The following is a 26,020-nucleotide window of genomic DNA, read 5'->3' as shown; positions in this document are numbered from 1 at the left end:
GAGCCGTGCCTGGAATTAACACGACACGACGTCTGCTGCCGCGCCCGCGCCTGCTGTGCGCGGTACTGTTCCCGGCTCTCTGCTGCTTCTCCGCTTACGGTGCTGAGGAGCTGGAGTTTGATAGCGCCGCGCTGGCCGCGCGCGGTATCGACCCGAAACTTGCGGCGCTGTTTAAAAATGCGCCGCGCTTCCTGCCCGGCGCGACCACGGTGGCACTGCGCGTCAACGGCGCTGAACGCGGTCGGGTGCGCGTCACCTTCGATGAGCAAGGCGATCCCTGTATTGATCGCACCTTCCTGAAAGCCGCCGGCCTGCTGGTGCCGCGCGGCGTCAGCGACGACGGCTGTTTTGATCTGAAAAGCGCCTGGCAGCAGGCGGAAATCAGCGCCGATCCCGGCGAAGAGCGGCTGTCGCTGCTGGTGCCACAACAGGCGCTGGCCGCGCCGGATCAGCATGATAGCTGGCAGCACGGCGGTGCCGCCGGCATGCTGAGCTACGACGCGCAATACCTCGATTCGATTGGCAAAAACGCCGGACTCAACTTCATGCAGGTCGGGCTGGAGGGCGGTTTTAACGTCAGCGACTGGATTGTGCGCAGCCGTCAGACAGTATCGCGCTTCAACGGCGAAGTCTCACTTAACCACCAGGGCGCCTATGCCCAGCGTAGCTTTACCCAGACTAAACAGGTGCTGCAGGTGGGCCAGATCAACCTGCAAAACTCGCTGTTCGGCACCGGCCAGGTGCTGGGGGTGCAGCTTTTTCCTGAGCTCGGTCTGGAGAAGCGCGGCGGCGCCGGGCTGGTGGAAGGCATCGCGAACAGCGCGTCGGTGGTCGAAGTACGCCAGGCGGGCGTGCTGGTGTACAGCACCAGCGTGCCGGCCGGTCCGTTCAAACTGCAGGGTTTCTCCCTGCTCAATACCCGCAACGATTTGCAGGTAACGCTCACGGATACCCAGGGCAATAAGCAGGAGTTCGTGGTGCCGGCTGCGTCGCTGCCAATGAGCAGCGGCAGCGCACCGGGCCTGTCGATTGGCGTGGGTAAAATGACGCAGCTGGCGAGCAACGCCGGTTCGCCGTGGGTGGCCACGCTGTCGCGCGGCTGGGAACTGAACGCGCGCAATATCTTTACCGCCGGCCTGATGACCACCGCGCAGTGGCGCGCCGCCGCCATCAGCCTCAACAGCCAGCCGTTCAGCCGTACGCAAACCCAGCTGCAAATCACCGCCAGCCAGGATGCGCGCCACGGCGATCGCGGCGTGTCGGTGTATAGCGCAGTGAGCCAGAAAGTCAGCGAACGCATCAGCCTGAGTCTCAACGCCTCCACCCAAAGCAAGGGTTACAGCGATATGGGCGATGCGCAGCAGAATGAGCGTCGTCAGCGTGATTACAGCAGCCGCGACCAGATCGGCGCTGGCATCAGCTGGGCCGGTGGCGATGTCGGTACTTTCTCACTCGGCTGGGCGCGCAGCCGCACGTTCAACGGCGATAGCATCTCGTATCTGCGCGGCGGCTGGAGCAAATCGTTTGACCGCGCTTACCTCAGCCTCAACGTCGAACGCAGCGGTGGTGGACGCAACAACACGCCAGAGCAGCGCGTTTATATGGCGCTTAACGTGCCGTTCGGTGATTCACGCACCGTCAGCAGCTACCTCAACCACAGCGATAAAAATGGTGCCCGCGCCGGTGCGCGTTACAACGACCGGCTGTCGCAGGATCGCAGCTGGAGCCTGTCGGCCGAACGCGACTTCCGCCAGCAGCGCGACAGCCTGAGCGCCGGTATGGATATGGTGACGCCGCTCAGCCAGCTGAGCGGCAGCCTGAGCCGTTACGCTGAAGACAGCACCAGCTGGTCACTGCGTGCCAGCGGCGGCGCGGTGGTGCACGGCGGTGGCGTCACGCTGTCGCCGTATCGCATCGGCGATACCTTCGGCATTGCCAAAGTCGGCGACGAGCGCGGCGTACGGCTGGATACGCCAGGCGGCCCAACCTGGACGGACGGACGCGGCTACGCGGTCATTCCATCACTCAGTAGCTATCGCCGTTCTCAGGTGCAGATTGATGCACGCAGCCTGAAGAAGAACGTTGATATCGCCAACGGCGTACAGGAAACCAGCGCCGCACGCGGGTCAGTGAGTTATCTGGCATTCGATATCGTACGCAGCCGCCGCGTACTGGTCGACGTTAAGGACAACGTCGGCAAAGTCCTGCCGTATGGCGCCAGCGTGTTCGACGCCAAAGATAACTTCGTGACGGCAGTGGGCAGCGACGGCAGCATCTTTATTTCCGATGCCGGTGACGGTGGCCGCATGGAAGTGCAGCTGGGCGGCAAAACCATTTGCAGCTTCGATCTGAAGTTGCCCGCAAAGCCGCAGGACGCCGGACTGTTTGAAAACGCCAGCGCGCAGTGCAGCTAACAGGAGAGAAGAAGATGAAGCATCTGTTTTACCCGCTCGGGCTGGCGCTGCTGCTGTGCCAGAACGCACTGGCCAGCCTGCCCACACTGCCCCAGGTGGCGCAGGATACGCCCTGCTCGCTGTCGCTCGGCACGCAGGAAGTGAACTATGGTCGCCAGACGCGCTATCAGCTGACGGACGCTGGCGGCGGTCAGCTTTCGCCCGGCAAACGCGAGCTGCTGCTCGGCGTGGTGTGTCCGTATAGCCAGCCGATGAAACTGGCACTGCGTGGCGATCGCGCGCTGGATGGCGCACTGCGCTGGGGTGAGCACGGCAGCGTGCGGCTGCGGCTGTACGACGCGCGGCTCGACGGCCAGCCGGTCGCGCTGCTTCAGGAGCAAAGTGGCCAGAGCAGCGAAAGCCTGCTGCTGCGTCCCGGCGAGCCGTTCAGCGCGGTGCAGAACGGCAATGTGGTGGAAGGGAAAGCCTTTACCGCGCAGCTGGAAATTGTGCCACTGCTGCCGGAGAGCGCATCACGCGTGGCGCTGCAAACCGACAACGAAGCACGACTGACCCTGGAGCTGCTGCGCTAACCGCGCTGCACCGCTCCGCCATTCCCGCAACGGGCGCACTGATGCGCCCGTTTTTTTACGCCATAAAAAGGAGAACAGACATGGCACACTTCCGACTTTCCCCTCTCTCTTACAGCTGCGCGCTGGCGCTGCTGGTTGCCAGCGGTGCGCAGGCGGCCTCGGCGTGGCAGGCGCTCGACGGTGCCAAAGTCGCGGCGACCAGCGGCTACGAATCACGCAGCGCGCGTGACTATCCGCTGCTGGCCAGCGGCGCCGGCAGTCTGCTCACCACCGCCGTGCCCGGCCTGAACTTCGTCACCACCGGTAGCCTGCTGTATGCGGCGCAGGCACTGAACGGCGGATGCATCGAACTGGATGGTGCCCATCTCGCCACTGACGGCGTGATGGCGCACGGCGCGAACCTCAGCGACGGACAATTAGTGATGCGCGGCGGCAGCATCAGCACGCTGGGCGACAGCAGCGCCGGCGTGATGGCCAGCGGCGACAGCGAGGTCACCCTGACGGATGTCACGCTCAGCAGCCGCGGGCGCGATGCCACCGGCGTTACCCTCAGCCAGGGCCAGCTGACGCTGCGCGACAGCCGCATCAGCGCCAGCGGTGAAAATGGCGGCGGATTAGCGCTGGGCGGTGGCGGACGCGGCAATGCGCGCGCGGCGCTCAGCGATGTGACCATTGAACTGAGCGGTGCCGGCACGCGTGCGGCAATCGAGCTGGGCAACGGTACGCTGAACGGCAGTCAGGTAGCGATCAACGTCAGTGACCGTCATCGCGGCATTGAGATCTATAACCCGCAGGGCAGCAGCGGACGCGGCAGCGTAACGCTGAGCGATAGCCAGATCGTCACCGATGCCGGCGACGGCGTGTATACGCTGGGCGGCGATGTGCTGCTGGATAACGTTACGGTCGACACGCAAAGCGGTATGGCGGTCAACGTCAACAATCGCTCGACCGCCACGCTACTCGGCGGCAGCTTTAACACGCACGCCGATAACGCGCACACGCTGTGGATCGCCTCGGAGAGCGCCTCCGCCCACGCGCAGGACAGTCGCTTCAGCAGCGAAGGCAACAATGCCCACGCCTTTCACGCACAGTTTGGCAACGCCACGCTGGACAATGTTGCGCTCAGTACGCAGGGAGCCGGCAGCTATGGTCTGTACAGCGAAGCGCAGGTTGATGCGCAGCATCTGACGGTGGAAACCCACGGCTCCGGCGCCATCGGCGTGTTTGCCGCGCGCGGCGGCAACATCAATCTGGCCAACACTCAGGTGCGCACCGCCGGTGATTCCGCCACTGGCCTGCTGGCCTATCCGGGCTCGGCGATCAGCGGTAAACAGGTCGATGTCAAAACAGAAGGCGCTGGCGCGCACGGCGCCTGGGTGCGCTCTGGCAGTATGCAGCTGCAGCACAGCACGCTCAGCACCGCAGGCCAGCAGGCAGCGGGTTTGCTGGTGAACGCCAACAGCAACGGCGACAGTAGCACGGTAACGCTCGACAGTACGCAAATCGTCAGCCAGCAGGGTGCGGCCATCAAAGTGACCAACAGCAACGCTGACATCACGCTGACCAACGGCAGCCAGCTGCAGGGCGGCGACGCGCTGCTGGACGTGGCGAGCGGCACGCTGCCGTCAGAAGTCACGCTGAACGCGGATAACCATGTACGGCTGCAAGGCGACGTGCGCGCCGACGCCGCCAGCCGGGTGGCGCTGGCGCTGAGCAACGCCTCACAGCTGAGCGGCAGCGTTCAGGGCGTCGATAGCCTGACGCTCGACGCCAGCAGCCAGTGGCAGCTCCGCGCCAGCTCAACGCTTAATACGCTGCACAGCGACGGCAACGTGAGCTTTGCCCCGCAGGCCAGCGGCTTCAGCACGCTGGATGTGCAAACGCTGAGCGGCAACGGCAGCTATCACCTGAACACCGATCTGGCAGCATTGCAGGGCGATCTGATTCGTGTTGTGGGCGCTGCCAGCGGCGATCATCGGCTGGGGATTAGTAACAGCGGGCGCGAACCGCAGCAGAGCGACGCGGCGCTGACGGTGGTGACTACCGGCGGCGGCGATGCCCACTTTGCGCTGGAGCACGGCGTGGTGGATGCCGGCGCGTGGCAGTATCAGCTGGAGCAGCGCGGCCAGGACTGGGTGCTGGCGCAGAAGCACGATGAGGACAAGCAGCCGTTACCAACGCCTTCCGCCGCCACAGTCACCGCACTGTTTAACGCCGCGCCGATCGCCTGGTACAGCGAGCTAACTAATCTGCGTACCCGTCTTGGCGAAGTGCGCAACAGCGCAGCGCAGGGCGGCGCCTGGACGCGCGTCATCGGCAATGACTGGCGTATCAATGCGCGCAGCGGCGTGGCGTGGCGCCAGCAGATGCAGGGCGTGGCGATGGGCGTCGATAGCGCCAAAACCACCGGTTATGGCCAGCGCCTGCTCGGCGTGTTCAGCGGTATCAGCAAAAGCCGGCTGGCCTTCAGCGGCGGCAGCCAGGGCACCATCAACAGTTTCTATATTGGTGGCTATCACACCTGGCTGCTGAATGACGGTTGGTTCGCCGATGCGGTGGTGAAAGCCAACAACTTCAGCAACCGCGCCGACGCGCGCATGTCCGATGGCAGCAAGGCCAGCGGCAGCTATCAGACCGCCGGATTTGGTGCCTCGCTGGAGCTGGGCCGCAAGTTTAACTATCAGAACGGCTGGTTCGCCGAGCCATCACTGCAGTTCTCCTCGCTGTGGGTGCAGGGCAAAGCATATCGCCTGAGTAACGATCTGGCGGCGAAGGCGGCGTCTGGCGGATCGCGTCTGGCAACGCTGAACCTGACCGGTGGACGCGAGCTGGCGCTGGAGAACGGCGGCAAAGTGCAGCCGTGGCTGCGTGCCGCGCTGGCGCAGGAGCTGGTGCGCGATAATACCGTCAGCGTTAACGATCAACGCATGAACAGCAATCTGGCGGGCCAACGACTGGAGCTGGGCGCGGGCGTTAACGTCTCACTGACGCGCGATGTTGCGCTGTATGCGGACGCCAGCTGGAGCCACGGCGATAAGCTGACATCACCGTGGAGCGGCAGCGCGGGCCTGCGCTGGCAGTTCTGATCCTCATCTGGCACGCATTCAGCGTGCCTTTTGCTGCGGCACCACTGTCTGGCTGACAGGGTGCCGCAGCGCGTTAAGCGACACGCCCTACGCGTCCACCGCCCTGCGGCTGAAACAGAAAGAACAGCCCGGCGCCGGGACTGATCACCAGCATACGTCCTCCCTTTTGCGGCTGCAGCTCCGCCAGCGCCAGCGTGCGTGCGTCATTGAAATCCGTCACCAGCGCCGGAAAATGCGCCATGCCGTTAATCTGCGCCCGGTACTCGCGCATCATGCCGCGTCGCAGGTGCTGCACATCGTTATTGAGCCAGCGCGGCAGGCTGTTCGCCAGCTGATGCGCGGCCACCGGCCCGCCGGTATAAGCCAGCAAACGCACGCGCGCCTGGCGCGGCGGCTGAATAAAGTGGTGAATAAACCAATCCATGTATGCGTCTTTCATCCCTGCGCTTCCCCTGTGCTGACCGGCTGGCCTCAGGCTATTTTAAGGACTGGCAGGTTTAAGGTTAATGAGACCAGGCCTACGCGCCGGTCAGTGCAGTCTGACAAATGGGGGAGATTCTTAGTCGTTTGGGTTTGGGTTTGCCCTCACCCCGGCCCTCTCCCGCAAGCGGGAGAGGGAGTGGTCCCCTGCCGGCGGGGAAGGCAGTGCGTCACATTCGTTAACCGGGAAGGCGCAGCGGGTGGAAAGTGTGAAAGGCATGCACCGCCCAGTTTCCTTTCCTCAACCGGCACCGCCCAGTTCCCTCTCCCCAACCGGCACCGGTCAGTTCCCTCTCCCGCTTGCGGGAGAGGGTTAGGGTGAGGGAAAAACCACTATGAATTCAAATGATTAAACCGCCTGCGCGCACGCCCACGCCGAGCTCCACGCCCACTGGAAATTGTAGCCGCCGAGCCAGCCCGTCACGTCCACCACTTCGCCAATGAAATAGAGCCCCGGCACATCACGTGCTTCCATGGTCTTAGACGACAGCTGCGTGGTATCCACGCCGCCCAGCGTCACTTCGGCGGTACGATAGCCTTCGGTGCCGTTTGGCTGCACGCGCCACTGGTGCAGCGTAGTCACCAGCTCGCTCTGCTGCTTGCTGTTAAGCTGCTTCAGCGTTACGTCCGGAATCTGCTGCAGCTCCTGCAGCACTTCCACCAGCCGCTTCGGCAGGATCTTCGCCAGGCTGTTTTTCAGGCTGAGGTTGGGATGCGCCGCGCGCTGCACGTCGATAAAATCGTCCAGCGCGGTCTCCGGCGACAGGTTGACGGTGACAAAATCGCCCGGCTGCCAGTAGCTGGAGATCTGCAGCACCGCCGGACCGGACAGGCCGCGGTGGGTAAACAGCATCGCCTCTTTAAACAGCGTGCCGTCCTGAGCGGTGATGGTGGTCGGCAGCGCCACGCCGGAAAGCGTGTTCAGCTGCTCCAGCAGCGGCTTATGCAGCGTAAAAGGTACCAGCGCGGCGCGCGTCGGATGGACGCGCAGGCCAAACTGTTCCGCCACTTTATAACCGAAAGGCGTTGCCCCCAGTCCCGGCATCGACAAACCACCGCTGGCGATCACCAGCTTGTCCGCGCGAACCGCCGAGCCATTCAGTTGCAGCGTATAACCGTCGTCGTCGCGCGCCACGCTCAGCACTTCGCTGCGCAGTCGCAGCGTCACCTGGCCGGCTTCACACTCCTTCAGCAGCAGATCAACAATCTGCTGCGCCGAATCATCGCAGAACAGCTGGCCGAGAGTTTTCTCGTGCCAGGCGATGCCGTGACGATTAACCAGATCGATGAAATCCCACTGGGTGTAGCGCGCCAGCGCCGATTTGCAGAAGTGCGGATTATGCGACAGATACGCCGCCGGTTCGGTGTACAGATTAGTGAAGTTGCAGCGGCCGCCGCCGGACATCAGAATTTTGCGCCCTGCCTTCTTGCCGTTATCCAGCAGCAACACGCGACGGCCTAATTGCCCGGCCTGCGCCGCGCAGAACATGCCGGCCGCGCCTGCACCAATAATGATAACGTCAAACTTTTCCACTGCCTTAACCCACCTGATTGAAAGGCGCTGATTGTAGAGATCTGCGGCTTTTCGCGCCAGCGACAAAAAATTGCCGTAAATGTGTCATATTGTAACTTGCTCATTTTGCGGTCTTTTTGCCATTAATTACCTGCCGGATGACAAATTTAAGACAAAAAAGAGCTATATTTTTCTTTCCCATAGCGCACGTTGTCGCAGATAATGCGCCGCGTTCATGTCCTCCAAAATGGCGTAACGTTTATGCTACATCTGTTTGCTGGTCTTGACCTAAGCACCGGCCTGTTATTGGTTCTTGCTCTGCTGTTTGTGTTGTTTTACGAAGCAATCAACGGCTTTCACGACACTGCCAACGCGGTCGCTACAGTCATTTACACCCGTGCGATGCGGGCGCAACTGGCGGTTGTGATGGCCGGTGTGTTCAACTTCTTAGGTGTGCTGCTCGGCGGTTTGAGCGTGGCCTATGCCATCGTGCATATGCTGCCAACCGATTTGCTGTTGAATGTCGGTTCGGCGCATGGGCTCGCCATGGTGTTCTCCATGCTGCTGGCGGCGATTATCTGGAACCTCGGTACCTGGTATCTCGGCTTACCGGCGTCCAGTTCACACACGCTGATCGGCGCTATCATCGGTATTGGTCTCACCAATGCGCTGATGACCGGTACATCGGTGGTGGATGCGCTGAATCTGCCGAAAGTCATCAATATTTTCCTCTCCCTGATTCTGTCGCCGATTGTTGGTCTGATCATTGCGGGTGGCCTGATTTTCCTGCTGCGTCGCTACTGGAGCAGCACCAAAAAACGGGCTCGCATCCACATGACGCCTGCTGACCGCGAGAAGATCGACGGCAAGAAAAAGCCTCCGTTCTGGACACGTATCGCGCTGATTGTCTCCGCCATTGGCGTGAGCTATTCGCACGGTGCCAACGACGGTCAGAAAGGCATCGGCCTGATCATGCTGGTTCTGATCGGTGTCGCGCCGGCGGGCTTTGTGGTGAATATGAATGCCTCCGGTTATGACATCACCCGTACGCGCGATGCGGTGAACCATCTGGAGCAGTATTACCAGCAGCACGGCCAGTCGCTGACGCACATCGTGCAGATGGCGCCACCGGCGGTGCCGACGCCGGAAGAGTCGCTCGGCGGCCCGCAGGAGTTCCATTGTGATAGCTCCCGTGCGCTCGATGCGATTAACCGTGCGCAGGGTCTGCTGGGTAATCTGCAGAGCTACAGCGATCTCACGCCTGACCAGCGCGGTCAGATGCGTCGTCTGCTGCTGTGCATCTCCGACACCGCGGACAAAGCCGCTAAGCTGCCGGAGACCAGCGCCGACGATAAGCGCTTCCTCAATAAGCTGAAAGGCGATCTGCTCGGCACCATCGAGTATGCGCCGGTATGGATTATCGTGGCGGTCGCGCTGGCGCTCGGCATCGGTACCATGATTGGCTGGCGCCGCGTGGCGACCACCATCGGCGAGAAGATCGGTAAAAAAGGCATGACGTATGCGCAGGGCATGTCGGCCCAGGTCACGGCGGCGGTGTCGATTGGTATCGCCAGCTACACCGGGATGCCGGTTTCGACCACGCACATTCTGTCATCGTCGGTTGCCGGTACCATGCTGGTGGATGGCGGTGGGCTGCAAAGCCGCACCATCAAAAATATCGCAATGGCCTGGGTATTCACCCTGCCAGTGTGTATTTTGCTGTCTGGCTCGCTGTACTGGATTGCGCTGAAGCTGATTTAACGCTTCAGCGTTGCACGGTTCTGCCGTGATGCGTTGCGAATACAACACAGCGCGCCGCGACAGAACCCGCTCCCCCTCTCAGTGCCAAATCGCTAAGGCGATCAGGCTCACCACCACCAGAAAACACAGCCCGCTGGTCAGAACAAACTGACCGCGCACCCGCTCGCAGCGACGAATAAATTCATCGTCGTGATGATCGCGATAGCGTTTCTCCCAGATATAGCGCACCAGCCGCACCTGCTTGCTCGGCTGACCGTGGGACGTAAAGAAACCGGCACCATCAACATACTGATACAGCAACGGATCGCACCCGCGCAGCACCGCCAGCAGTGAGCGCAACGATGAGAAGTAACGCGCCATATTCACCAGACAAACCACACACAGAGCCCAAAAAAGCGCGATAGTGCTGATCATGTTCCCCTCCCGGCTGGAGCCGCAATGACGTTACCTGCAGCGGGGAAAAGCTGCAGACGCCCCACGGGAAATAAGCCAGCCACAGATGAATCGAATTGCATTGTTGTTTGTTATGCGGACCTGAGCGCGCTACCCGGACGGGAGTGGCCCTCATTTTCAGTGTAGGAGATCTGTTTAAATTTTTTCCAGCGATGATTTTCGTTCAGCGCGAGCGAAAAAAGCGATAACCCATGATCTGACTCACAGCCGGGCTTCGGTTTGCAGCATTTGCTACCCACTCTGGCTATACTCGGGATATAACAATTATTCGCCTGCGTGGCTGACATTGTGGTTGGTGGCGCTTCATCGCCGTTACGCGCAAAGGATTACGCCAGCCGAACGGCAGAAATTCGGGTTGCCCCAGAATCTTGAGAAAGGAGTTTTATCATGGCTTATAAACACATCCTGATTGCAGTAGACCTTTCCCCGGAAAGCCAGTTACTGGTTGATAAAGCGGTATCACTGGCCCGTCCTTATGATGCAAAAATCTCGCTGATTCACGTTGATGTGAACTATTCAGATCTCTACACCGGGCTGATTGACGTCAACCTCGGCGATATGCAGAAGCGTATTTCGGAAGAGACACACACCGCGCTGCGCGAGCTTTCCACCAACGCCGGTTATCCGATTAGCGAAACCCTGAGCGGCAGCGGCGATCTCGGCCAGGTGCTGGTGGACGCGATTAAAAAATACGATGTCGATTTGGTGGTGTGCGGCCATCATCAGGATTTCTGGAGCAAGCTGATGTCATCAGCGCGCCAGCTGATTAATACCGTGCATATCGATATGCTGATTGTGCCGCTGCGCGACGAGGAAGAGGAATAACCGCGAGGCGTGGGGTCGCCGGGACCGGATTCGGTCGCCATCAATGGCGACCCTGCAGGATACGGTGCGATTCGGTCGCCATCAATGGCGAACCTGCAATGAACATAAACGCTGTAGGGTCGGCATTGATGCCGACCTGTTTTATTGCCGCACCGCCTAAACCAACGGCGGATAAATATCGAAACGGTGGCTTTTGGTCACCACCGCTGATTGGGTGGCGACGCCGGCCAGCGGCGGTGCGTAATCCGGGCGCTTCACCACGATGCGCTTCTTCGCCAGACGGCGCGCCGGTTCGAGCAACGCATCGGCATCCTCGTCCGGCCCCACCAGCGACTGAAACACCCGCATCTCCTTCTTCACCAGCGCGCTTTTCTGCCGGTGCGGATACATCGGATCGAGATACACCACGTCCGGTGCCGGCGTGATATCACTCAGCGCCTGCTGGCTGACCACATGCAGCAGCGTCAGGCGCTCGCGCAGCCAGCCGCCGATCTCCGCATCTTCATAGCCACGCCGCAAACCATCTTCCAGCAGCGCCGCGACCACCGGATGGCGCTCCAGCATACGCACGCGACAGCCCAGCGCGGCCAGCACAAAGGCATCGCGCCCCAGTCCCGCCGTCGCGTCCACCACGTCGGGCAGGTAATCCCCTTTGATGCCCACCGCTTTCGCCACCGCTTCGCCGCGCCCGCCGCCAAATTTGCGCCGGTGCGCCATCGCACCGGAAACGAAATCGACAAATATGCCGCCAAGCTTTGGCTCATCCACTTTACGCAGCTCCAGATGCTGCGCTGTCAGCACCAGCGCCAGCGTGGCGCTGTCGTCCTGCTCCAGCCCCCAGCGCTGCGCCAAATGTAATAAGGCGCCGTCTCCGGCGCCTGTTTCATCCACTAAACCGATCTTCACAAGCAGGCTTATCCCTGAATTCCGTAGTGTTCCAGCATCGCATCCAGCTGCGGTTCACGACCGCGGAAGCGTTTGAACAGCTCCATCGGCTCTTCGGAACCGCCGCGCGTCAGGATGTTGTCGAGGAACGACTGACCGGTCTGACGGTTGAAGATGCCCTCTTCTTCGAAGCGCGAATACGCATCGGCAGCCAGCACGTCGGCCCACAGATAGCTGTAGTAACCCGCCGCGTAGCCACCGGCAAACACGTGGCTGAAGGCGTGCGGGAAGCGGCCCCACTCCGGGCTCGGCACCACGGCAACCTGCTTTTTCACTTCACGCAGGGTTTCGAGGATTTGCGCGCCCTGCGCCGGATTAAACTCGGTATGCAGACGGAAATCGAACAGGCCGAACTCCAGCTGACGCAGAATGAACAGCGCCGCCTGATAGTTCTTCGCCGCCAGCATTTTATCCAGCAGCGCTTTCGGCAGCGGCTCACCGGTTTCGTAATGGCCGGAGATGAACGCCAGCGCTTCCGGCTCCCAGCACCAGTTTTCCATAAACTGGCTCGGCAGCTCGACCGCATCCCACGGCACGCCGTTGATGCCAGACACGCCCGGCGCTTCGATGCGCGTCAGCATGTGGTGCAGGCCGTGGCCGAACTCGTGGAACAGCGTGGTCACTTCATCGTGAGTGAACAGCGCCGGTTTGCCCTGGACCGGGCGATTGAAGTTACAGGTCAGGTACGCCACCGGCTTCTGCAGACTGCCATCGGCTTTGCGCATCTGCCCGACGCAGTCATCCATCCACGCGCCGCCGCGCTTGTGCTCGCGCGCGTAAAGGTCGAGGTAGAAGCTGCCACGCAGCTCGCCGCTCTCGTCGAACAGGTCGAAGAAACGCACATCCGGATGGTAAACATCCACATCGGTACGCTCTTTGGCGGTGATGCCATAAATACGCTTCACCACTTCAAACAGACCGTTCACCGCGCGTGATTCCGGGAAGTACGGACGCAGCTGTTCGTCGCTGATGGTGTACAGATGCTGTTTCTGCTTCTCGCCGTAATAGGTGAGATCCCACGGATTCATGTCATCCACGCCAAACTCTTTTTTGGCAAAGGCACGCAGCTGCGCCAGCTCTTTTTCACCCTGCGGACGCGCGCGTTTAGCGAGGTCGTTCAGGAAGTCGATCACCTGAGACGGGCTTTCCGCCATTTTGGTCGCCAGCGATTTGTCGGCGAACGAGTCAAAGCCCAGCAGCTCGGCCAGCTCGTGGCGCAGCGCCAGCTCTTCCGCCATGATCGGGCCATTGTCCCATTTACCGGCGTTCGGGCCCTGATCGGAGGCACGGGTGGAATAGGCGCGATACATCTCTTCACGCAGCGCGGCGTTGTCACAGTAGGTCATCACCGGCAGATAGCTTGGGATATCCAGCGTCAGCAGCCAGCCTTCCTGCTGTTTGGCTTCCGCCTGCGCTTTGGCTGCGGCCAAAGCGCTCTCCGGCATGCCCGCCAGCTCGGCTTCGTCGGTGATCAGTTTGCTCCAGCCCATGGTGGCGTCCAGCACGTTGTTGCTGTAAGCCGATCCCAGTTCGGAGAGGCGCGCGGCGATCTCGCCATAGCGTTTCTGTTTCTGTTTATCGAGGCCGATACCGGACAGCTCAAAGTCGCGCAGGCTGTTATCCACCGCTTTCTTCTGCGCGGTATCCAGCTGTGCGTAGCTCTCGCCCTCATGCAGGTTGCGATACGCCTGATACAGGCCTTCATGCTGGCCCACCCAGGTGCTGTATTCGGACAGCAGCGGCAGCGTCTGCTCGTAGGCTTCGCGCAGTTCCGGGCTGTTTTTTACCGAGTTGAGATGGCTGACCGGCGAGAAGATGCGGCCCAGGCGATCGTCCACTTCCGCCAGCGGCTGGACTAAATTTTCCCAGGTGTAAGGCGCGCCCTGCGCCACTACGCGCTCCACCGCCGCGCGACAGTCGTTCAGCGCTTCAGTTACAGCGGGAACCACGTGCTCAGGTTTGATGGCGGAAAAAGGCGGTAGCGTAAAAGGCGTGAGTAACGGATTGGTCATAAGCGCAGTCCTTTCATCATGGAGTGGGGCCGCGCGCAGGGGCGCGGCGCAATTTTACTAACATGCGGCCAGACGAGGGGAAAATCAATGCCACCCGCAAGGGCGGACAGAAAAACGCGCGATGAATCGCGCCGCTACAATAAGTGCACGTATCAGTAGCGACGCGATCTAGCGCGCAATGTTGAAAAAAAAGCCCGCCAGACGGCGGGCCAGAGGTTATTTGATGGTCAGCTGATAATGGATCACATCATACGGCGCGACCCACGGTGGCAGCGGCTCGCGCTCATAAATATCTTTCGCCAGCGCCCAGCCTTCCACTGCGCCGCCTTTACCGGTCAGCGACATGCCCTCCTGCAACAGTGGCGGCAGGCTGTCGTTGAACGGCACCTGATCGTGCGAAAAATCATTGATTACCTTGCCGCTCAGAGTGGTAACGCGGACGCTGACCGCCGCCTGCTGGTCCGGCAGCAGTTTGCCTTTGACGCTTTTCACCGCAAACCACTGCATGCCGAGATCTTTCTTCAGCGCTTTACGCTTCGCCACTTTCTTGTCCAGCTGCGCGTAACCTTTTTCAATCAGTGCGTTCAGTCCTTTGCCAATGGAGGCCTGCATAGTGGCGTAACGGCGCGCCATCTCTTCGCCATCAAGCAGCGAATCACCGCTTTGCAGCTGGGTGGTTAAGCCGGCAATCAGCTGATCCATACTGATGCTGAGGCCGATGTCTTTGACCATCTGCAACTGCACTACCGCATTGCTGGCGATGAACTGACCCAGCGTGTAACCATCGCGTTCAGCATCGCTTTTCGGGGCAGAAAGTTTCGGCGCGGCGGCCGGTTGCTGCTTCGCCGCCTCCAGTTCCCGCGTCAGCTGCGCCAGGTTGTGCGCCTGCTGCTGTTTTTCGCTATCCAGCGCGGCGAGTTGTTTTTCGCGCTCGGCCTGCTGCGTCTGCAGCGCGGTGAGCTTCTTCTCGCTTTCCGTCTGCTGTGACTGTAACGCTTGCAGCTGTTTGTCGCTTGCAGTCTGCTGCGCGGCCAGTTTTTGGGCGCTCTCAGCCTGCTGGGCGCTGAGCTGTTTTATGCTCTCTGCCTGCAGCGCCGCCAGCGCCTTGCTGTTTTCTGCCTGTAGGGCCGCCAGCTTTTTGTCGCTTGCCGCCTGCTGGGCGCTGAGCTGCTTTTTGCTCTCTGCCTGCAACGCCGCCAGCGCTTTCTCGTTTTCGGCTTTCAGCGCTTTAAGCGCGTCGACGCTCTGGGTGGCCGCCGTGCGCGCGTCACTGAGCTGTTTCGTCAACTGGGCGCTGCCGGAGCTGTGCTGCTGCTGTGCCTCTTTCAGCGCCTGCTGCAGCGTGGCGATGTTTTTCTCCTGCTGCTGCTTCTCCGCGCTGAGCGCCGCCAGCTTTTTGTCACTTGCGGCCTGCTGGGCACTGAGCTGTTTTTTGCTCTCTGCCTGCAGCGCCGCCAGCGCCTTATCGTTTTCCGCTTTCAGCGCCTTCAGCGCGTCGGCGCTCTGGGTGGCCGCCGCGCGCGCGTCGTTGAGCTGCTTCATCAGTTGGGCGCTGCCGGTGCTTTGCTGCTGCTGTGCCTCTTTCAGCGCCTGCTGCAGCGTGGCAATGTTTTTCTCCTGCTGCTGCTTCTCCGCGCTGAGCGCTGCCAGTTTTTTGTCGCTGGCGGCCAGCTGCGCCTTTAACACATCATCCGCTTTCACCGCAGGTGCCGCAGACAGCTTTTCCAGCTCCGCCACGCGGGCGCGCAGACGCGTCAGTTCCGCACTGTGATCGGGCGCTGTTGCGGCTTTTTTCTCTGCCCTGCTGACGGTTTTCGCCGCCGGTTTAGCGGCCGGTTTTGCAGGTGGCTGTGGTTTTGCTGCCGGTGCCGGCGGCAGGGTGCGCGCTGCTTCGCTGAACGCGCGCAGCATGTCATCATCAGCCGCTGACGCGGCCTGTCCGGGTAGCAGTAAGGCCGCGCTAATCAGCACCGCCAGCAGATGACGCTGTGTCATCAAAACCTCCAGTCGCGGCTCCTTGCCGCTAAGAAAACAAAAGGCCTCATCTCAATATGTTAATTGAGATGAAGCCATCCACCGCGCGAGGTTGTCGCGCTGTTAAAAAAGGGGTCGGCTTACGCCGTTATTGTTAACCGGCCTGGCGAATAATCAGCTGTGACAGACGGGTTTTAATGCGGAAGCACAGTTCACGGATCTGGAACTGATAGCGCGGCATGACTAAATCGTTAATATCCGCGCCAATCGAATCTTTAATCTGCAGATATTTGTTGGTCTGCGCGCCAATTTTCTGGAATTCCGCCTGGTAGCTGTCGTAAGACGCCTGGCTGTAGAGGCGCATCGCATCCAGCTCTTTACGGCACTGCTGAATGTTGCTGGCGCGATCGTCAGCGAACGAGGCAGCGGCCGGCTGGGCTGGCGCTTCGGTTACAAACGGCTGGCCGTCAGGCCGTGCAGCGGATTCAGCCATCGGCTGAGCGTCGGCGGCGGGCGGCGTTACCAGGCTATGAACAGGCTGTTGTTTCGCGCAGCCGGCCAGTGCCAGCAGGCTTGCCACCGCGATACCAGTCATTTTTTTCATTATTGTCACCAGGAGTTATTAAGGATGCTTAAAGCAAAAAATTATACGGCCATGGCCGAAAAGTTTCCTTGCCAGAGACGCATTCCTGGCATTTCGCTCGCGACCGCTTCGTTTTCGGCTACTAACTTACTTAATCTGCGGTAAAATTTCGAGAGTCGAATTATCCCTAAGTGAAATTAGTTCTCTACCAGACCGGTCGCATTCCGCTAAAGCGACCCGGGCGCTGAAAACTTAAGCGGATGGTAAAACGTCAGCAATTTTTATGCGGCGCGGCTATAATCGCGCCACACACGATCTATTCGACTTCATTGATCCAACCGCGGACCCCTCTTTTTTATGCTGAGTTATCGCCACAGTTTTCATGCCGGCAACCACGCCGACGTGCTGAAACACACCGTTGAAAGCCTGATCCTCACCGCCCTGATGGAGAAGGAGAAACCTTTCCTCTATCTGGACACCCACGCCGGTGCCGGACGTTACCAGCTGAGCGGTGAGCACGCCGAACGTACCGGCGAATATCTGGAAGGCATTGCGCGTATCTGGCAACAGCCGGACGCACCGGCGCTGCTGAAGCCCTATCTGGCGGCGATTCGCAACCTTAACCCAACCGGTACGCTGCGCTATTACCCTGGCTCGCCGCTGATCGCCCGCCATCTGCTGCGCGACGAGGATAAGCTGCAGCTCACCGAACTGCATCCGACCGATTACCCGCTGCTGCGCAGTGAGTTCAGTAAAGATGCGCGCGCCCGCGTTGAACGCGCGGATGGTTATCAGCAGCTGAAGGCCAAACTGCCGCCACCGACCCGTCGCGGCCTGATCCTTATCGACCCGCCGTACGAAATGAAAAGCGATTATCAGGATGTGGTGAAAGGCATTCAGGAAGGTCACAAACGTTTCGCCACCGGTGTCTATGCGCTGTGGTATCCGGTGGTGTTGCGCCAGCAGATCAAGCACATGCTGAAGGATCTGGAAGCCACCGGCATCCGAAATATTCTGCAGATCGAGCTGGCAGTACGTCCGGACAGCGATCAGCGCGGCATGACCGCGTCCGGGATGATTGTCATCAACCCGCCGTGGAAGCTGAAAGCGCAGATGGAAGAGCTGCTGCCGTGGCTGCACCAGAAGCTGGTGCCCGCCGGCACCGGTCACTACAGCGTGACGCAAATCGTGCCGGAATAAGCGCTACACCTCAAATATCGCAAAATCATGCGCCAGTTCGGTGGCCGGAAACACCGACTGGCACTCAGCCAGCAGCCTTTCCCGATCCTGTGACAAATAGCGCGAGCTAAAGTGCGTAGCGATCATGCGTTTTGCGCCAGCGCGCTGTGCCACGCTGGCCGCCTGCACTGTCGTGGAGTGGCCGCGCCCGTTGGCTTTTTCCGCCATCGCCGCTTCCAGCGTGGTTTCATGCACCATCACATCGGCGTTCGCCGCCAGCTGCAACGCCACCTCGGTGGGGCCGGTATCGCCGAAGATCGCCAGCACTTTGCCTTTGGTGGCCGGGCCAAGATAGTCGGCGCCGTTGATCTCGCGGCCATCTTCCAACGTGATGCGTTTGCCCTGTTTCAGATCCTGATACCATGGGCCGCGCGGCACGCCTTCCGCCTTCAGGCGCGGTGCGTCTAGGAAGCCCGGCTTATCATGCTGTTCGATGCGGTAGCCATAGCACTCGACCACGTGGTTTAGCGCATAAGCAGTGACGCGAAACTCACCGTTATCCAGCACCGGACCGGCTTCGATCTCAACAATCTCCAGCGGATAGCCGGTATAAGAGCCACTCAGGCTGAGCGCGGTGTCGACAAACTGGCGCAATCCTTTCGGACCGTACAGCGTCATCGGCTCGGTCAGGCCCGCCATCGAACGGCTGGTGAGCAGCCCTGGCAGGCCAAAGATGTGATCGCCATGCAAATGGGTAATAAAGATTTTTTCCAGCTTGCCGGGCTTAAGCGCCGATCGCATAAACTGATGCTGCGTCGCTTCGCCACAGTCGAACAGCCAGGTCTCGCCGCGTTTCGACAGCGTCAGCGCAATGGCGGTGACGTTACGCTGCAGGCTGGGCGCGCCCGCGCCGGTACCAAGAAATGTCAGGTGCATGATAAGTTCCTTTAAGCCAACCCCTTGCCGGCATTCAACCCTATTACATACATAGGTGCAAACTTTGCGCCGGTAACTGAAGCGGCGTTACACTCTATGCCAGTTTTCCTCCAACAGATGGACACAACGGATGACCAGACATTTTGATTACCTCGCCATTGGCGGCGGCAGCGGCGGTATCGCCTCCATTAACCGTGCGGCGATGTATGGCCAGAAGTGCGCGCTGATCGAAGCGAAAGAGCTGGGCGGCACCTGCGTCAACGTCGGCTGTGTACCGAAGAAAGTGATGTGGCATGCGGCGCAAATCGCCGAAGCAATTCACCTGTACGGTCCGGATTACGGCTTTGATACCACCGTTAATCGCTTTGACTGGTCAACGCTGGTGAAAAATCGCAGCGCCTACATCGACCGTATCCACACCTCGTACGACAACGTGCTGGGTAAAAACCAGGTGGAAGTGATCAAAGGGTTCGCGCGCTTTGTCGATGCCCACACGGTGGAAGTGAACGGCGAGACCATTACCGCCGACCATATCCTGATCGCCACCGGCGGGCGTCCCAGCCATCCACAGGTGCCGGGCGCAGAGTACGGCATCGATTCCGACGGCTTCTTTGAACTGGAGGCGCTGCCAAAACGCGTTGCGGTAGTCGGCGCAGGCTATATTGCGGTAGAGCTGGCCGGCGTGGTGAATGCGCTGGGCGCAGAAACTCACCTGTTTGTGCGTCAGCATGCGCCGCTGCGCAGCTTCGACCCGCTGATTGTTGAGACACTGGTAGAAGTGATGCAGGCGGAAGGTCCGACGCTGCACACCGAATCGATCCCGAAAGCGGTGATCAGGAATGCTGACGGCAGCCTGACGCTGCAGCTGGAAAACGGCCAGCAGCAGACGGTGGATTGCCTGGTGTGGGCGATTGGCCGCGAGCCCGCCACCGATAACCTCAACCTGGCGGTGACCGGTGTGGCGCTGAATGACAAAGGCTACATTCAGGTCGACAAGTTCCAGAACACTAACGTAAAAGGCATCTATGCGGTGGGTGATAACACCGGTGCGGTCGAGCTGACGCCGGTGGCCGTGGCGGCAGGCCGTCGCCTGTCCGAACGCCTGTTTAATAACAAGCCGGACGAGCATCTCGACTACAGCAACGTTCCCACCGTGGTGTTCAGCCATCCGCCGATTGGCACCGTCGGTCTGACTGAGCCGCAGGCGCGTGAGCAGTATGGCGACGACCAGGTGAAAGTGTACAAATCGTCGTTCACCGCCATGTATACCGCCGTGACCCAGCACCGTCAGCCGTGCCGCATGAAGCTGGTATGCGTGGGGCCGGAAGAGAAGATTGTGGGTATTCACGGTATCGGCAACGGCATGGATGAGATGCTGCAGGGCTTTGCGGTGGCGCTGAAGATGGGTGCCACCAAAAAAGACTTCGACAACACCGTGGCAATTCACCCGACGGCGGCGGAAGAGTTCGTCACCATGCGCTAACACCGCCTCCGCGCCATCACCATAACCCCCGCCTGGGGGCTTTTTTGTTTGCTGACTACTCAACAGCGCGCATACCCGCTATGATTTTTGCTTTGCTGGCCCGGCGGCCAGCGTTTTGCGGTTACGGGACGACGTCAGCACGTGAATATCATCAGCATAATTATGGAGTCGGGCAAAGCCGCGGTCGACGTCGCGCTTTACACCCTGATTCCCATCATGGTGGTGATGCTATTCATCATGAAATACCTCGAAGTGAAAGGCGTGCTGGATTTTGTCGTGCGCCACGCCACGCCGTTACTGAAGCCGCTGGGGATTACCGGCCTGGCGCTGTTCGCACTCATCCAGTTAAATTTTGTCAGTTTTGCCGCACCGCTCGCCGCGCTGGCGATCATGGAGAAGCGCGGCACGTCAGACCGCCACATGGCGGCCACGCTGGCGATGCTGTTTGCGATGGGCCAGGCCAACGCCTTTTATCCGCTGATTCCTGACGGGCTCAACTGGAGCGCCGCGCTGCTGTTCTCCATCAGCGGTGGCGTGCTGGCGGCCGCCTCAACCTATCACTTTTTTGCCCGTAAACTTTCCGACGTCGCGCTGCGCGATGAAGACCAGGGCGTGGAGAACAGCGACGCGAAGCCGGGGCTGATCGCCATCATCAACACCTCGGGTGCCGACGCCATTCGCCTCGCGCTCGGTTCGCTGCCGATGCTGATCCTTTCGCTGTCGGTGGTGGGCATCCTGAAGAGTGCCGGCGCCATTGAGCTGCTGACGCAGCTGCTGGCACCGCTGTTACAGAAACTGCATATCGCCGAGGTGTATGTGCTGCCCGCGCTGACCAAATGCCTGGCCGGCGGCACCGCCTATTACGGCGTGGTTGCCGGTCTGGTCGAACAGGGGCAGTACAGTGCGCACAACATCAACGCCTCGGCAGGCCTGCTGATTCAGACCTTCGACCTGCCCGGCATCGGCATTTTCCTCGGGCTCTCCAGCCGTTTTCCGCGCCTGTTCCGCTTCGCCGTGCCCGGCATTTTGCTCGGCATTGCGCTGCGCGCCACGGCGCACAGCCTGCTGTTCTGATGCCGGTTTCCCGGTCAGGATTTTGCCACAGCGACAGACTTACGCATCCGCGCCAAACGCCAGCGCTTTCTGCGTTCGCAGTTCTGCCAGCCGGGCTTCCAGCGCGGCCTCGATGTGCTGATAGGCCGTGCTGCCGAGCGCCAGCCGCAGCGGCATCGTTTCCTGATCCAGCGTCGCCAGCGTGGCCGTCACGCATTTTCCGGCATCACCCAATATAGCAAAGTCACCCGCTTCAATCGCCCGACGCAACTGACCGGATGCGTTGTCACGATAGGCGTCGAGCGGCGCGGCGATATCCAGCCCGCTGGCGAAGTTGGTGACGGTCGGGCCCGGCTCCACCAGCAGCAGCTCGATGCCAAAGCTGGCGACTTCCTGGCGCACCGCTTCGACAAAACCTTCAATGCCCCATTTGCTGGCGTGATACAGGCTGAAATTGGGATACGCCACCTGGCCGCCCTCGGACGAGATCTGCGCAATGCGGCCACCGCCCTGCTGGCGCAAATGCGGGATGACGGCGCGAATCAGCTGGATCGAGCCGGTGAGATTGGTGGCGATCTGGCGTGCAATCTGCGCGTCGCTGAGCTCTTCCGCCGCGCCAAACAGACCGTAAGCGGCGTTGCTTACCACCACATCAATACGCCCGACGCGGGCAAAGGCGGTGGCGATGGCCGGTGCGATACTGGCCGTTTCGGCCAGATCCAGCCGCATCACCAGCAGCCGATCGCCATATTGCTGCTGCAAATCGGCCAGTGCCTGCTCGCGGCGCACCGTTGCCACCACGCGATCGCCACGCTCAAGTAAACGTTCACTCATCAGTCGGCCCAGTCCGCTGCTGGCACCGGTAATTAACCAGGTTTTCATTTTGCGCTCCTCATGTTGAAAACCTGATGATAGATCGCTTTACTGGTGGTCATAATCTCCCCAATCGCACATGACCTGGTGAGGAAATACCACCAATGAAACGCCCTTCCTGGCACGAACTGCAGGCGATTAAAACGCTGGGCGAGCAGCGCAGCTTTCGGCGCGCCGCCGAGCTGCTTGGCCTGAAGCGCTCTTCGCTCAGCCACCTGGTGAAAACGCTGGAGCATAACCTCGGCGTGCAGCTGTTTCAGCGCACCACACGCAGCGTGTCGCTGACCGACGCCGGTGAGCAGCTATTACAGCGCCTCGCGCCGCTGCTCAATCAGATGGATGAGGTGCTGCACGACGTCAGCCTGAGCCGCCAGCAGCAGTACGGTACGCTGCGCATCAGCGCCAGCGATGTGGTGATTGGCCTGCTACTGGATCAGGTGGTGCCCGAGTTCAGCGCGCGCTATCCTGGTATTCAGCTTGATTTCTCCGCCCAGGGCGCGCTGGTAGATATCACCGCCGCCGGGTTTGATGCCGGCATCCGTCTGATTGAAGATGTGCCGCAGGATATGGTGGCGATTGCGCTCGGCGGCCCGCTGACCTTCGTTACCGTAGCCTCGCCCGACTATCTGGCGGCGCACGCGCCGGTGCGTCAGCCGCAGGATTTACTGCAGCAGCAGTGTATTCGTCATCGCCTGCCCGGGGGCAAACGCTATCGCTGGGAGTATCAGCGAGCGGAAGAAAGCCTGGAGATTGACGTGCCGGGTACGCTGACGTTAGACAATAACGCGCTGATGGCGCGCGCGGCCATCAACGGTTCAGGGATTGCGTTCGTGCCTTCGCTGTATGTTAGCGAGGCACTGCAGCAGGGGAAATTAGTGGAGCTGCTGGCCGACTGGCGCATTCAGTCGGCGGGAATCGCGCTGTGGTTCCCGCCGAACCGGCATCAGTCGATGGCGCTGCGGCTGTTTATCGACGCATTAAAAACCCGCCTGCCGCATCACCGCTGAATCAGCCCTGACGCTGCGGCGCTTTGTGCACCATGGTGTAGGCGTAGTCGACGCCCATGCCGTAGGCACCGCTGTGCTCACGCACCAGATCCATCACCGCATCGTAGGTCTCTTTGCGTGACCAGTCGCGCTGGTACTCCAGCAGTACCTGCTGCCAGGTCACCGGCACCGCACCCGCCTGCACCATGCGCTGCACGGAACGTTCGTGCGCATCAACACTGGTGCCGCCGGAGGTATCGGTCACCACATACACTTCGTAACCGGCTTTCAGCGCCATCAGGGCCGGGAAAGTCAGGCACACTTCGGTCCACAGCGCCGAGATGATCAGTTTTTTGCGGCCGGTTTTCTCTACCGCCTCGACAAATTTCGCGTCTTCCCAGGAATTCATGGAGGTGCGCTCAATCGGCTTCGATTCCGGGTGCACCGCCAGCAGTTCTGGCCAGATGTAGCCGCTGAAGCTTTCCGTTTCTACCGAGGTGTAAATCACCGGCACGTCGAAAATTTTCCCCGCTTTCGCCAGGGCGACGGTGTTATTTTTGAGCTGCTGGCGGTCAATATTGGCGACACCAAACGCCATCTGTGGCTGGTGGTCGATGAAGATCAGGGTTGAGTTCTGTGGGTCAAGCAGGTCGAGTTTAGACATGATAGTTTCCTCTAAAGTGGTTTTAAATTTGTGTGTTGTGCTGCTGGAATAAACTTTAGAGAAAGCGCGGACAAAGAGATAACGCAAAGAATTTTACAACTTGTTCAAAGCGTTTTTAGAAGCTTGATTTAAATAGATTAATTAGCCAAAGCGCAGCGTTTTTGCTGGTAAAACAGCGGATCACCGGCGTTGATTCTGCGCCTGCGACGGGCGTAATCTGTGGCGACAAAATCATAAAAAACACCATCGCAAAATGATCCTACGTCCTCATCAACACTGGTTTCTCCGGTTGTTTGACTGGCACGGCTCAGTGCTTTCTCGCATTGCGTTCCGCCTGTCGCTTAACCTGCTGATGTCAGTGATCGCCATTCTGGGTTATCCCTGGTATTCCACGCTCGGCATTCACCTGACCACCGCACCGTTCAGCCTGATTGGCGTGTCGATCGCCATCTTTCTTGGCTTTCGCAATAACGCCAGCTACGCACGCTTTATCGAGGCGCGCACGCTGTGGGGAAATATGCACATCACTCAGCGCTCGCTGCTGCGCCAGGTGAAAACGCTGCGCGGACTGCGTGCGGAACAGGTGCAGGAGTTTATCGGGCTGCAGCTGGCGTTTAGCTGGAGCCTGAAACACCGGCTACGTAAAACCGATGCCCAGGCCGATCTGCAGCGGCTGCTGCCGCCCGCGTGGCACGCCGCGGTGCTCGGCCATCCGATGCCGACCTCACAAATCATGTTATGCATGGGCGAATGGCTGGCGCAGCGGCGTGATGAGGGTTTAGTGACGGATATCGTCTGGCAGAGTATTGATGACAACCTTAACCATTTGTCGGCGTATCTGGGTGGCTGCGACCGGCTGGCCAGCACACCGATTCCCTTCGCCTACAGCCTGATTCTGCACCGCACGGTGTATCTGTTCTGCACCCTGCTGCCGTTCGCGCTGGTGGCGGATTTGCACCTGATGACGCCGCTGGTGTCGGTGTTTATTTCGTATACCTTTTTGTCGCTGGAGTCGCTGGCGGAGGAGCTGGAAGATCCGTTCGGCACCGCGCCCAATCATCTGCCGCTGGACGCGCTGTGCGTGAATATCGAACGCAATCTGAAAGCGATGAACAACGATTTCCCGCTGCCGGCAGCGAGCCAGCCGGACCGGTATTTTAATCTGACGTGAACCAGGTGCGCATGAATGCGCACCCTACAAAACAGCGCGCCACACTGTTGTAGGGTCGCCATTCATGGCGACCGCAGCCCATGACACCTTAACCCAGCTTATCCAGCCAGCGGACATACGCCTGGTCCCACAGCGCGGCGGGGGTGCCGGCTTTACCGAGGCCAAAGCCGTGGCCGCCGCTGCTCAGTTCAATCAGCTCAACCGGCACGCGCATACGGCGGCAGGCGTCGCGCATCAGCTCGGTGTTGTGGGGGTTGGACGTATGATCGTCCTCCGCCTGCGCCAGGAAGGTTGGCGGATAGGCGCGGGTGACGTAATTTTGCACTGACCAGTTGGCTTCCTGGGTCGGCGTGGCGTCATTGCCCACGATCATCTGGTGAGTACGGGTGTGCTGATACGGCGCTTCAAGGGTGATAACCGGGTAAATCAGCCCGACGCTGTCTGCGGTTGGCCGGATGTCATCCAGCGAATCCTGCGGTGAATAGGTGACGAAGTCAGGCCGCGCTGCCGCCATGCCGAGCAGATGGCCGCCGGCCGAAAAGCCCAGCAGGTGCACCTTGTTTTCCATGGCGCGCACCATGCGAATCGCGCGCTGCGCATCCTGCAGCGGCGCCAGTCTGCCGGCCTGCCACTTTTCACCCGGCAGACGGTAGCTGAGCACGTAGGCGGTATACCCGTTGGCATTAAGCCAGCGCGCGACCGGCCAGGCTTCGCGCCCCATGCCGATAAAACGGTAGCCACCACCAGCCGCAACGATCACCGCTTCGCCGTTGGGATTTTCCGGACGAAAGCGCTGAATGGCGGGAGAAACGATATTGGTCCACGAACCGTTAGCGCTGACTTTCAGCAGGCCAGACGGACCGCCGCCACCCGGTGGGTCGTCCGGCCAGAGCGGAATAATGTCATCCCGGGCAAACAGTTTGCCCGCCGTCATGGAGAGTACGGTTGCTCCGCTAGCCAACAGAAAACGACGCCGTGTAATCATCTTGCCCAGTAGCCGGTATGGAAAATGCGCCAGCCCGAAGGCGGCGTCTCATTATGTGATGCAGGTCCTGTT

The 26,020-nt window shown here is 60.3% G+C and carries 21 protein-coding genes; 10 read left to right on the top strand and 11 right to left on the bottom strand.

The annotated features are described in order from the left end of the window. Positions 1 to 5 precede the first annotated feature (5 nt). The 3 genes from F3I21_RS20120 to F3I21_RS20110 all read left to right on the top strand — a co-directional run bounded on the left by F3I21_RS20120 (position 6) and on the right by F3I21_RS20110 (position 6,072). Entirely contained in the window at positions 6 to 2,414 is a 2,409-nt protein-coding gene (locus tag F3I21_RS20120) for a fimbria/pilus outer membrane usher protein (RefSeq protein WP_150059629.1), read from the top strand. Positions 2,415 to 2,428: 14 nt separating this feature from the next. Then, positions 2,429 to 2,986, top strand: coding sequence for a hypothetical protein (locus tag F3I21_RS20115; protein WP_150059628.1), 558 nt, complete (start codon positions 2,429 to 2,431; stop codon positions 2,984 to 2,986). Positions 2,987 to 3,066: 80 nt separating this feature from the next. Further along, a complete protein-coding gene (locus F3I21_RS20110) occupies positions 3,067 to 6,072 on the top strand; it encodes an autotransporter outer membrane beta-barrel domain-containing protein (protein WP_190286117.1) in 3,006 nt (1,001 codons plus the stop codon). 73 nt (positions 6,073 to 6,145) lie between these two features. On the opposite strand, the gene F3I21_RS20105 is transcribed toward F3I21_RS20110, so the two are convergent. Continuing rightward, entirely contained in the window at positions 6,146 to 6,511 is a 366-nt protein-coding gene (locus F3I21_RS20105; RefSeq protein ID WP_058780214.1) for a hypothetical protein, read from the bottom strand. A 390-nt stretch (positions 6,512 to 6,901) separates the two neighbouring features. After that, positions 6,902 to 8,086 (bottom strand): NAD(P)/FAD-dependent oxidoreductase, encoded by a 1,185-nt coding sequence (locus F3I21_RS20100; RefSeq protein ID WP_150059626.1) that lies wholly within the window; start codon positions 8,084 to 8,086, stop codon positions 6,902 to 6,904. 240 nt (positions 8,087 to 8,326) lie between these two features. On the opposite strand from F3I21_RS20100, the gene pitA reads away from it, so the two are divergent. After that, positions 8,327 to 9,826, top strand: coding sequence for an inorganic phosphate transporter PitA (gene pitA / locus F3I21_RS20095; RefSeq protein WP_021508108.1), 1,500 nt, complete (start codon positions 8,327 to 8,329; stop codon positions 9,824 to 9,826). Positions 9,827 to 9,904: 78 nt separating this feature from the next. Here the strand turns inward: pitA and uspB are convergent, their stop codons facing one another. Then, on the bottom strand, positions 9,905 to 10,240 hold the full coding sequence (gene uspB, locus F3I21_RS20090; RefSeq protein ID WP_010618665.1) for a universal stress protein UspB: 336 nt from the start codon (positions 10,238 to 10,240) through the stop codon (positions 9,905 to 9,907). Positions 10,241 to 10,666: 426 nt separating this feature from the next. On the opposite strand from uspB, the gene uspA reads away from it, so the two are divergent. Further along, positions 10,667 to 11,104, top strand: coding sequence for a universal stress protein UspA (gene uspA / locus F3I21_RS20085; RefSeq protein WP_021508107.1), 438 nt, complete (start codon positions 10,667 to 10,669; stop codon positions 11,102 to 11,104). A gap of 156 nt (positions 11,105 to 11,260) precedes the next feature. Here the strand turns inward: uspA and rsmJ are convergent, their stop codons facing one another. The 4 genes from rsmJ to F3I21_RS23455 all read right to left on the bottom strand — a co-directional run bounded on the left by rsmJ (position 11,261) and on the right by F3I21_RS23455 (position 16,639). After that, a complete protein-coding gene (rsmJ, locus tag F3I21_RS20080; protein WP_058759341.1) occupies positions 11,261 to 12,010 on the bottom strand; it encodes a 16S rRNA (guanine(1516)-N(2))-methyltransferase RsmJ in 750 nt (249 codons plus the stop codon). Between the two features lie 8 nt (positions 12,011 to 12,018). After that, a complete protein-coding gene (prlC, locus tag F3I21_RS20075; RefSeq protein WP_150059625.1) occupies positions 12,019 to 14,061 on the bottom strand; it encodes an oligopeptidase A in 2,043 nt (680 codons plus the stop codon). A gap of 216 nt (positions 14,062 to 14,277) precedes the next feature. Next, positions 14,278 to 16,056 carry a hypothetical protein gene (locus F3I21_RS20070; protein WP_150059624.1) on the bottom strand — a complete coding sequence of 593 codons (1,779 nt, stop codon included), beginning with the start codon at positions 16,054 to 16,056 and terminating at the stop codon, positions 14,278 to 14,280. A gap of 133 nt (positions 16,057 to 16,189) precedes the next feature. Beyond that, positions 16,190 to 16,639 carry a hypothetical protein gene (locus F3I21_RS23455; protein ID WP_021508101.1) on the bottom strand — a complete coding sequence of 150 codons (450 nt, stop codon included), beginning with the start codon at positions 16,637 to 16,639 and terminating at the stop codon, positions 16,190 to 16,192. 336 nt (positions 16,640 to 16,975) lie between these two features. Here F3I21_RS23455 and F3I21_RS20060 point away from each other — a divergent pair, with 336 nt between their 5' ends. Beyond that, a complete protein-coding gene (locus F3I21_RS20060; protein ID WP_021508100.1) occupies positions 16,976 to 17,818 on the top strand; it encodes a 23S rRNA (adenine(2030)-N(6))-methyltransferase RlmJ in 843 nt (280 codons plus the stop codon). A 3-nt stretch (positions 17,819 to 17,821) separates the two neighbouring features. Here F3I21_RS20060 and rnz read toward each other — a convergent pair whose 3' ends face one another. Further along, on the bottom strand, positions 17,822 to 18,733 hold the full coding sequence (gene rnz / locus F3I21_RS20055; RefSeq protein ID WP_059012345.1) for a ribonuclease Z: 912 nt from the start codon (positions 18,731 to 18,733) through the stop codon (positions 17,822 to 17,824). Positions 18,734 to 18,863: 130 nt separating this feature from the next. Here rnz and gorA point away from each other — a divergent pair, with 130 nt between their 5' ends. After that, positions 18,864 to 20,216 carry a glutathione-disulfide reductase gene (gorA, locus tag F3I21_RS20050; RefSeq protein WP_058770933.1) on the top strand — a complete coding sequence of 451 codons (1,353 nt, stop codon included), beginning with the start codon at positions 18,864 to 18,866 and terminating at the stop codon, positions 20,214 to 20,216. 141 nt (positions 20,217 to 20,357) lie between these two features. Then, entirely contained in the window at positions 20,358 to 21,290 is a 933-nt protein-coding gene (locus tag F3I21_RS20045; RefSeq protein WP_058759347.1) for a hypothetical protein, read from the top strand. A 39-nt stretch (positions 21,291 to 21,329) separates the two neighbouring features. On the opposite strand, the gene F3I21_RS20040 is transcribed toward F3I21_RS20045, so the two are convergent. Next, positions 21,330 to 22,151, bottom strand: a complete 822-nt coding sequence (locus F3I21_RS20040; RefSeq protein WP_150059623.1) for an SDR family oxidoreductase — start codon at positions 22,149 to 22,151, stop codon at positions 21,330 to 21,332. A 95-nt stretch (positions 22,152 to 22,246) separates the two neighbouring features. Here F3I21_RS20040 and F3I21_RS20035 point away from each other — a divergent pair, with 95 nt between their 5' ends. Further along, entirely contained in the window at positions 22,247 to 23,149 is a 903-nt protein-coding gene (locus tag F3I21_RS20035) for a LysR family transcriptional regulator (RefSeq protein ID WP_141496764.1), read from the top strand. 1 nt (position 23,150) lies between these two features. Here the strand turns inward: F3I21_RS20035 and F3I21_RS20030 are convergent, their stop codons facing one another. After that, positions 23,151 to 23,792, bottom strand: coding sequence for a hydrolase (locus F3I21_RS20030; protein ID WP_021508093.1), 642 nt, complete (start codon positions 23,790 to 23,792; stop codon positions 23,151 to 23,153). Between the two features lie 253 nt (positions 23,793 to 24,045). On the opposite strand from F3I21_RS20030, the gene F3I21_RS20025 reads away from it, so the two are divergent. After that, positions 24,046 to 24,963: a bestrophin family protein gene (locus tag F3I21_RS20025; protein ID WP_150059622.1), complete on the top strand. Its 918-nt coding sequence runs from the start codon at positions 24,046 to 24,048 to the stop codon at positions 24,961 to 24,963. An 88-nt stretch (positions 24,964 to 25,051) separates the two neighbouring features. Here the strand turns inward: F3I21_RS20025 and F3I21_RS20020 are convergent, their stop codons facing one another. Continuing rightward, positions 25,052 to 25,948: an alpha/beta hydrolase gene (locus tag F3I21_RS20020; protein WP_058759350.1), complete on the bottom strand. Its 897-nt coding sequence runs from the start codon at positions 25,946 to 25,948 to the stop codon at positions 25,052 to 25,054. Between the last annotated feature and the right edge of the window lie 72 nt (positions 25,949 to 26,020).

Source organism: Pantoea sp. B_9 (assembly GCF_008632015.1).
Classification (GTDB): domain Bacteria; phylum Pseudomonadota; class Gammaproteobacteria; order Enterobacterales; family Enterobacteriaceae; genus Pantoea; species Pantoea dispersa.
Note: the sequence above shows the minus strand (reverse complement) of the source record. Positions and strands in the feature narration are given on the sequence as shown.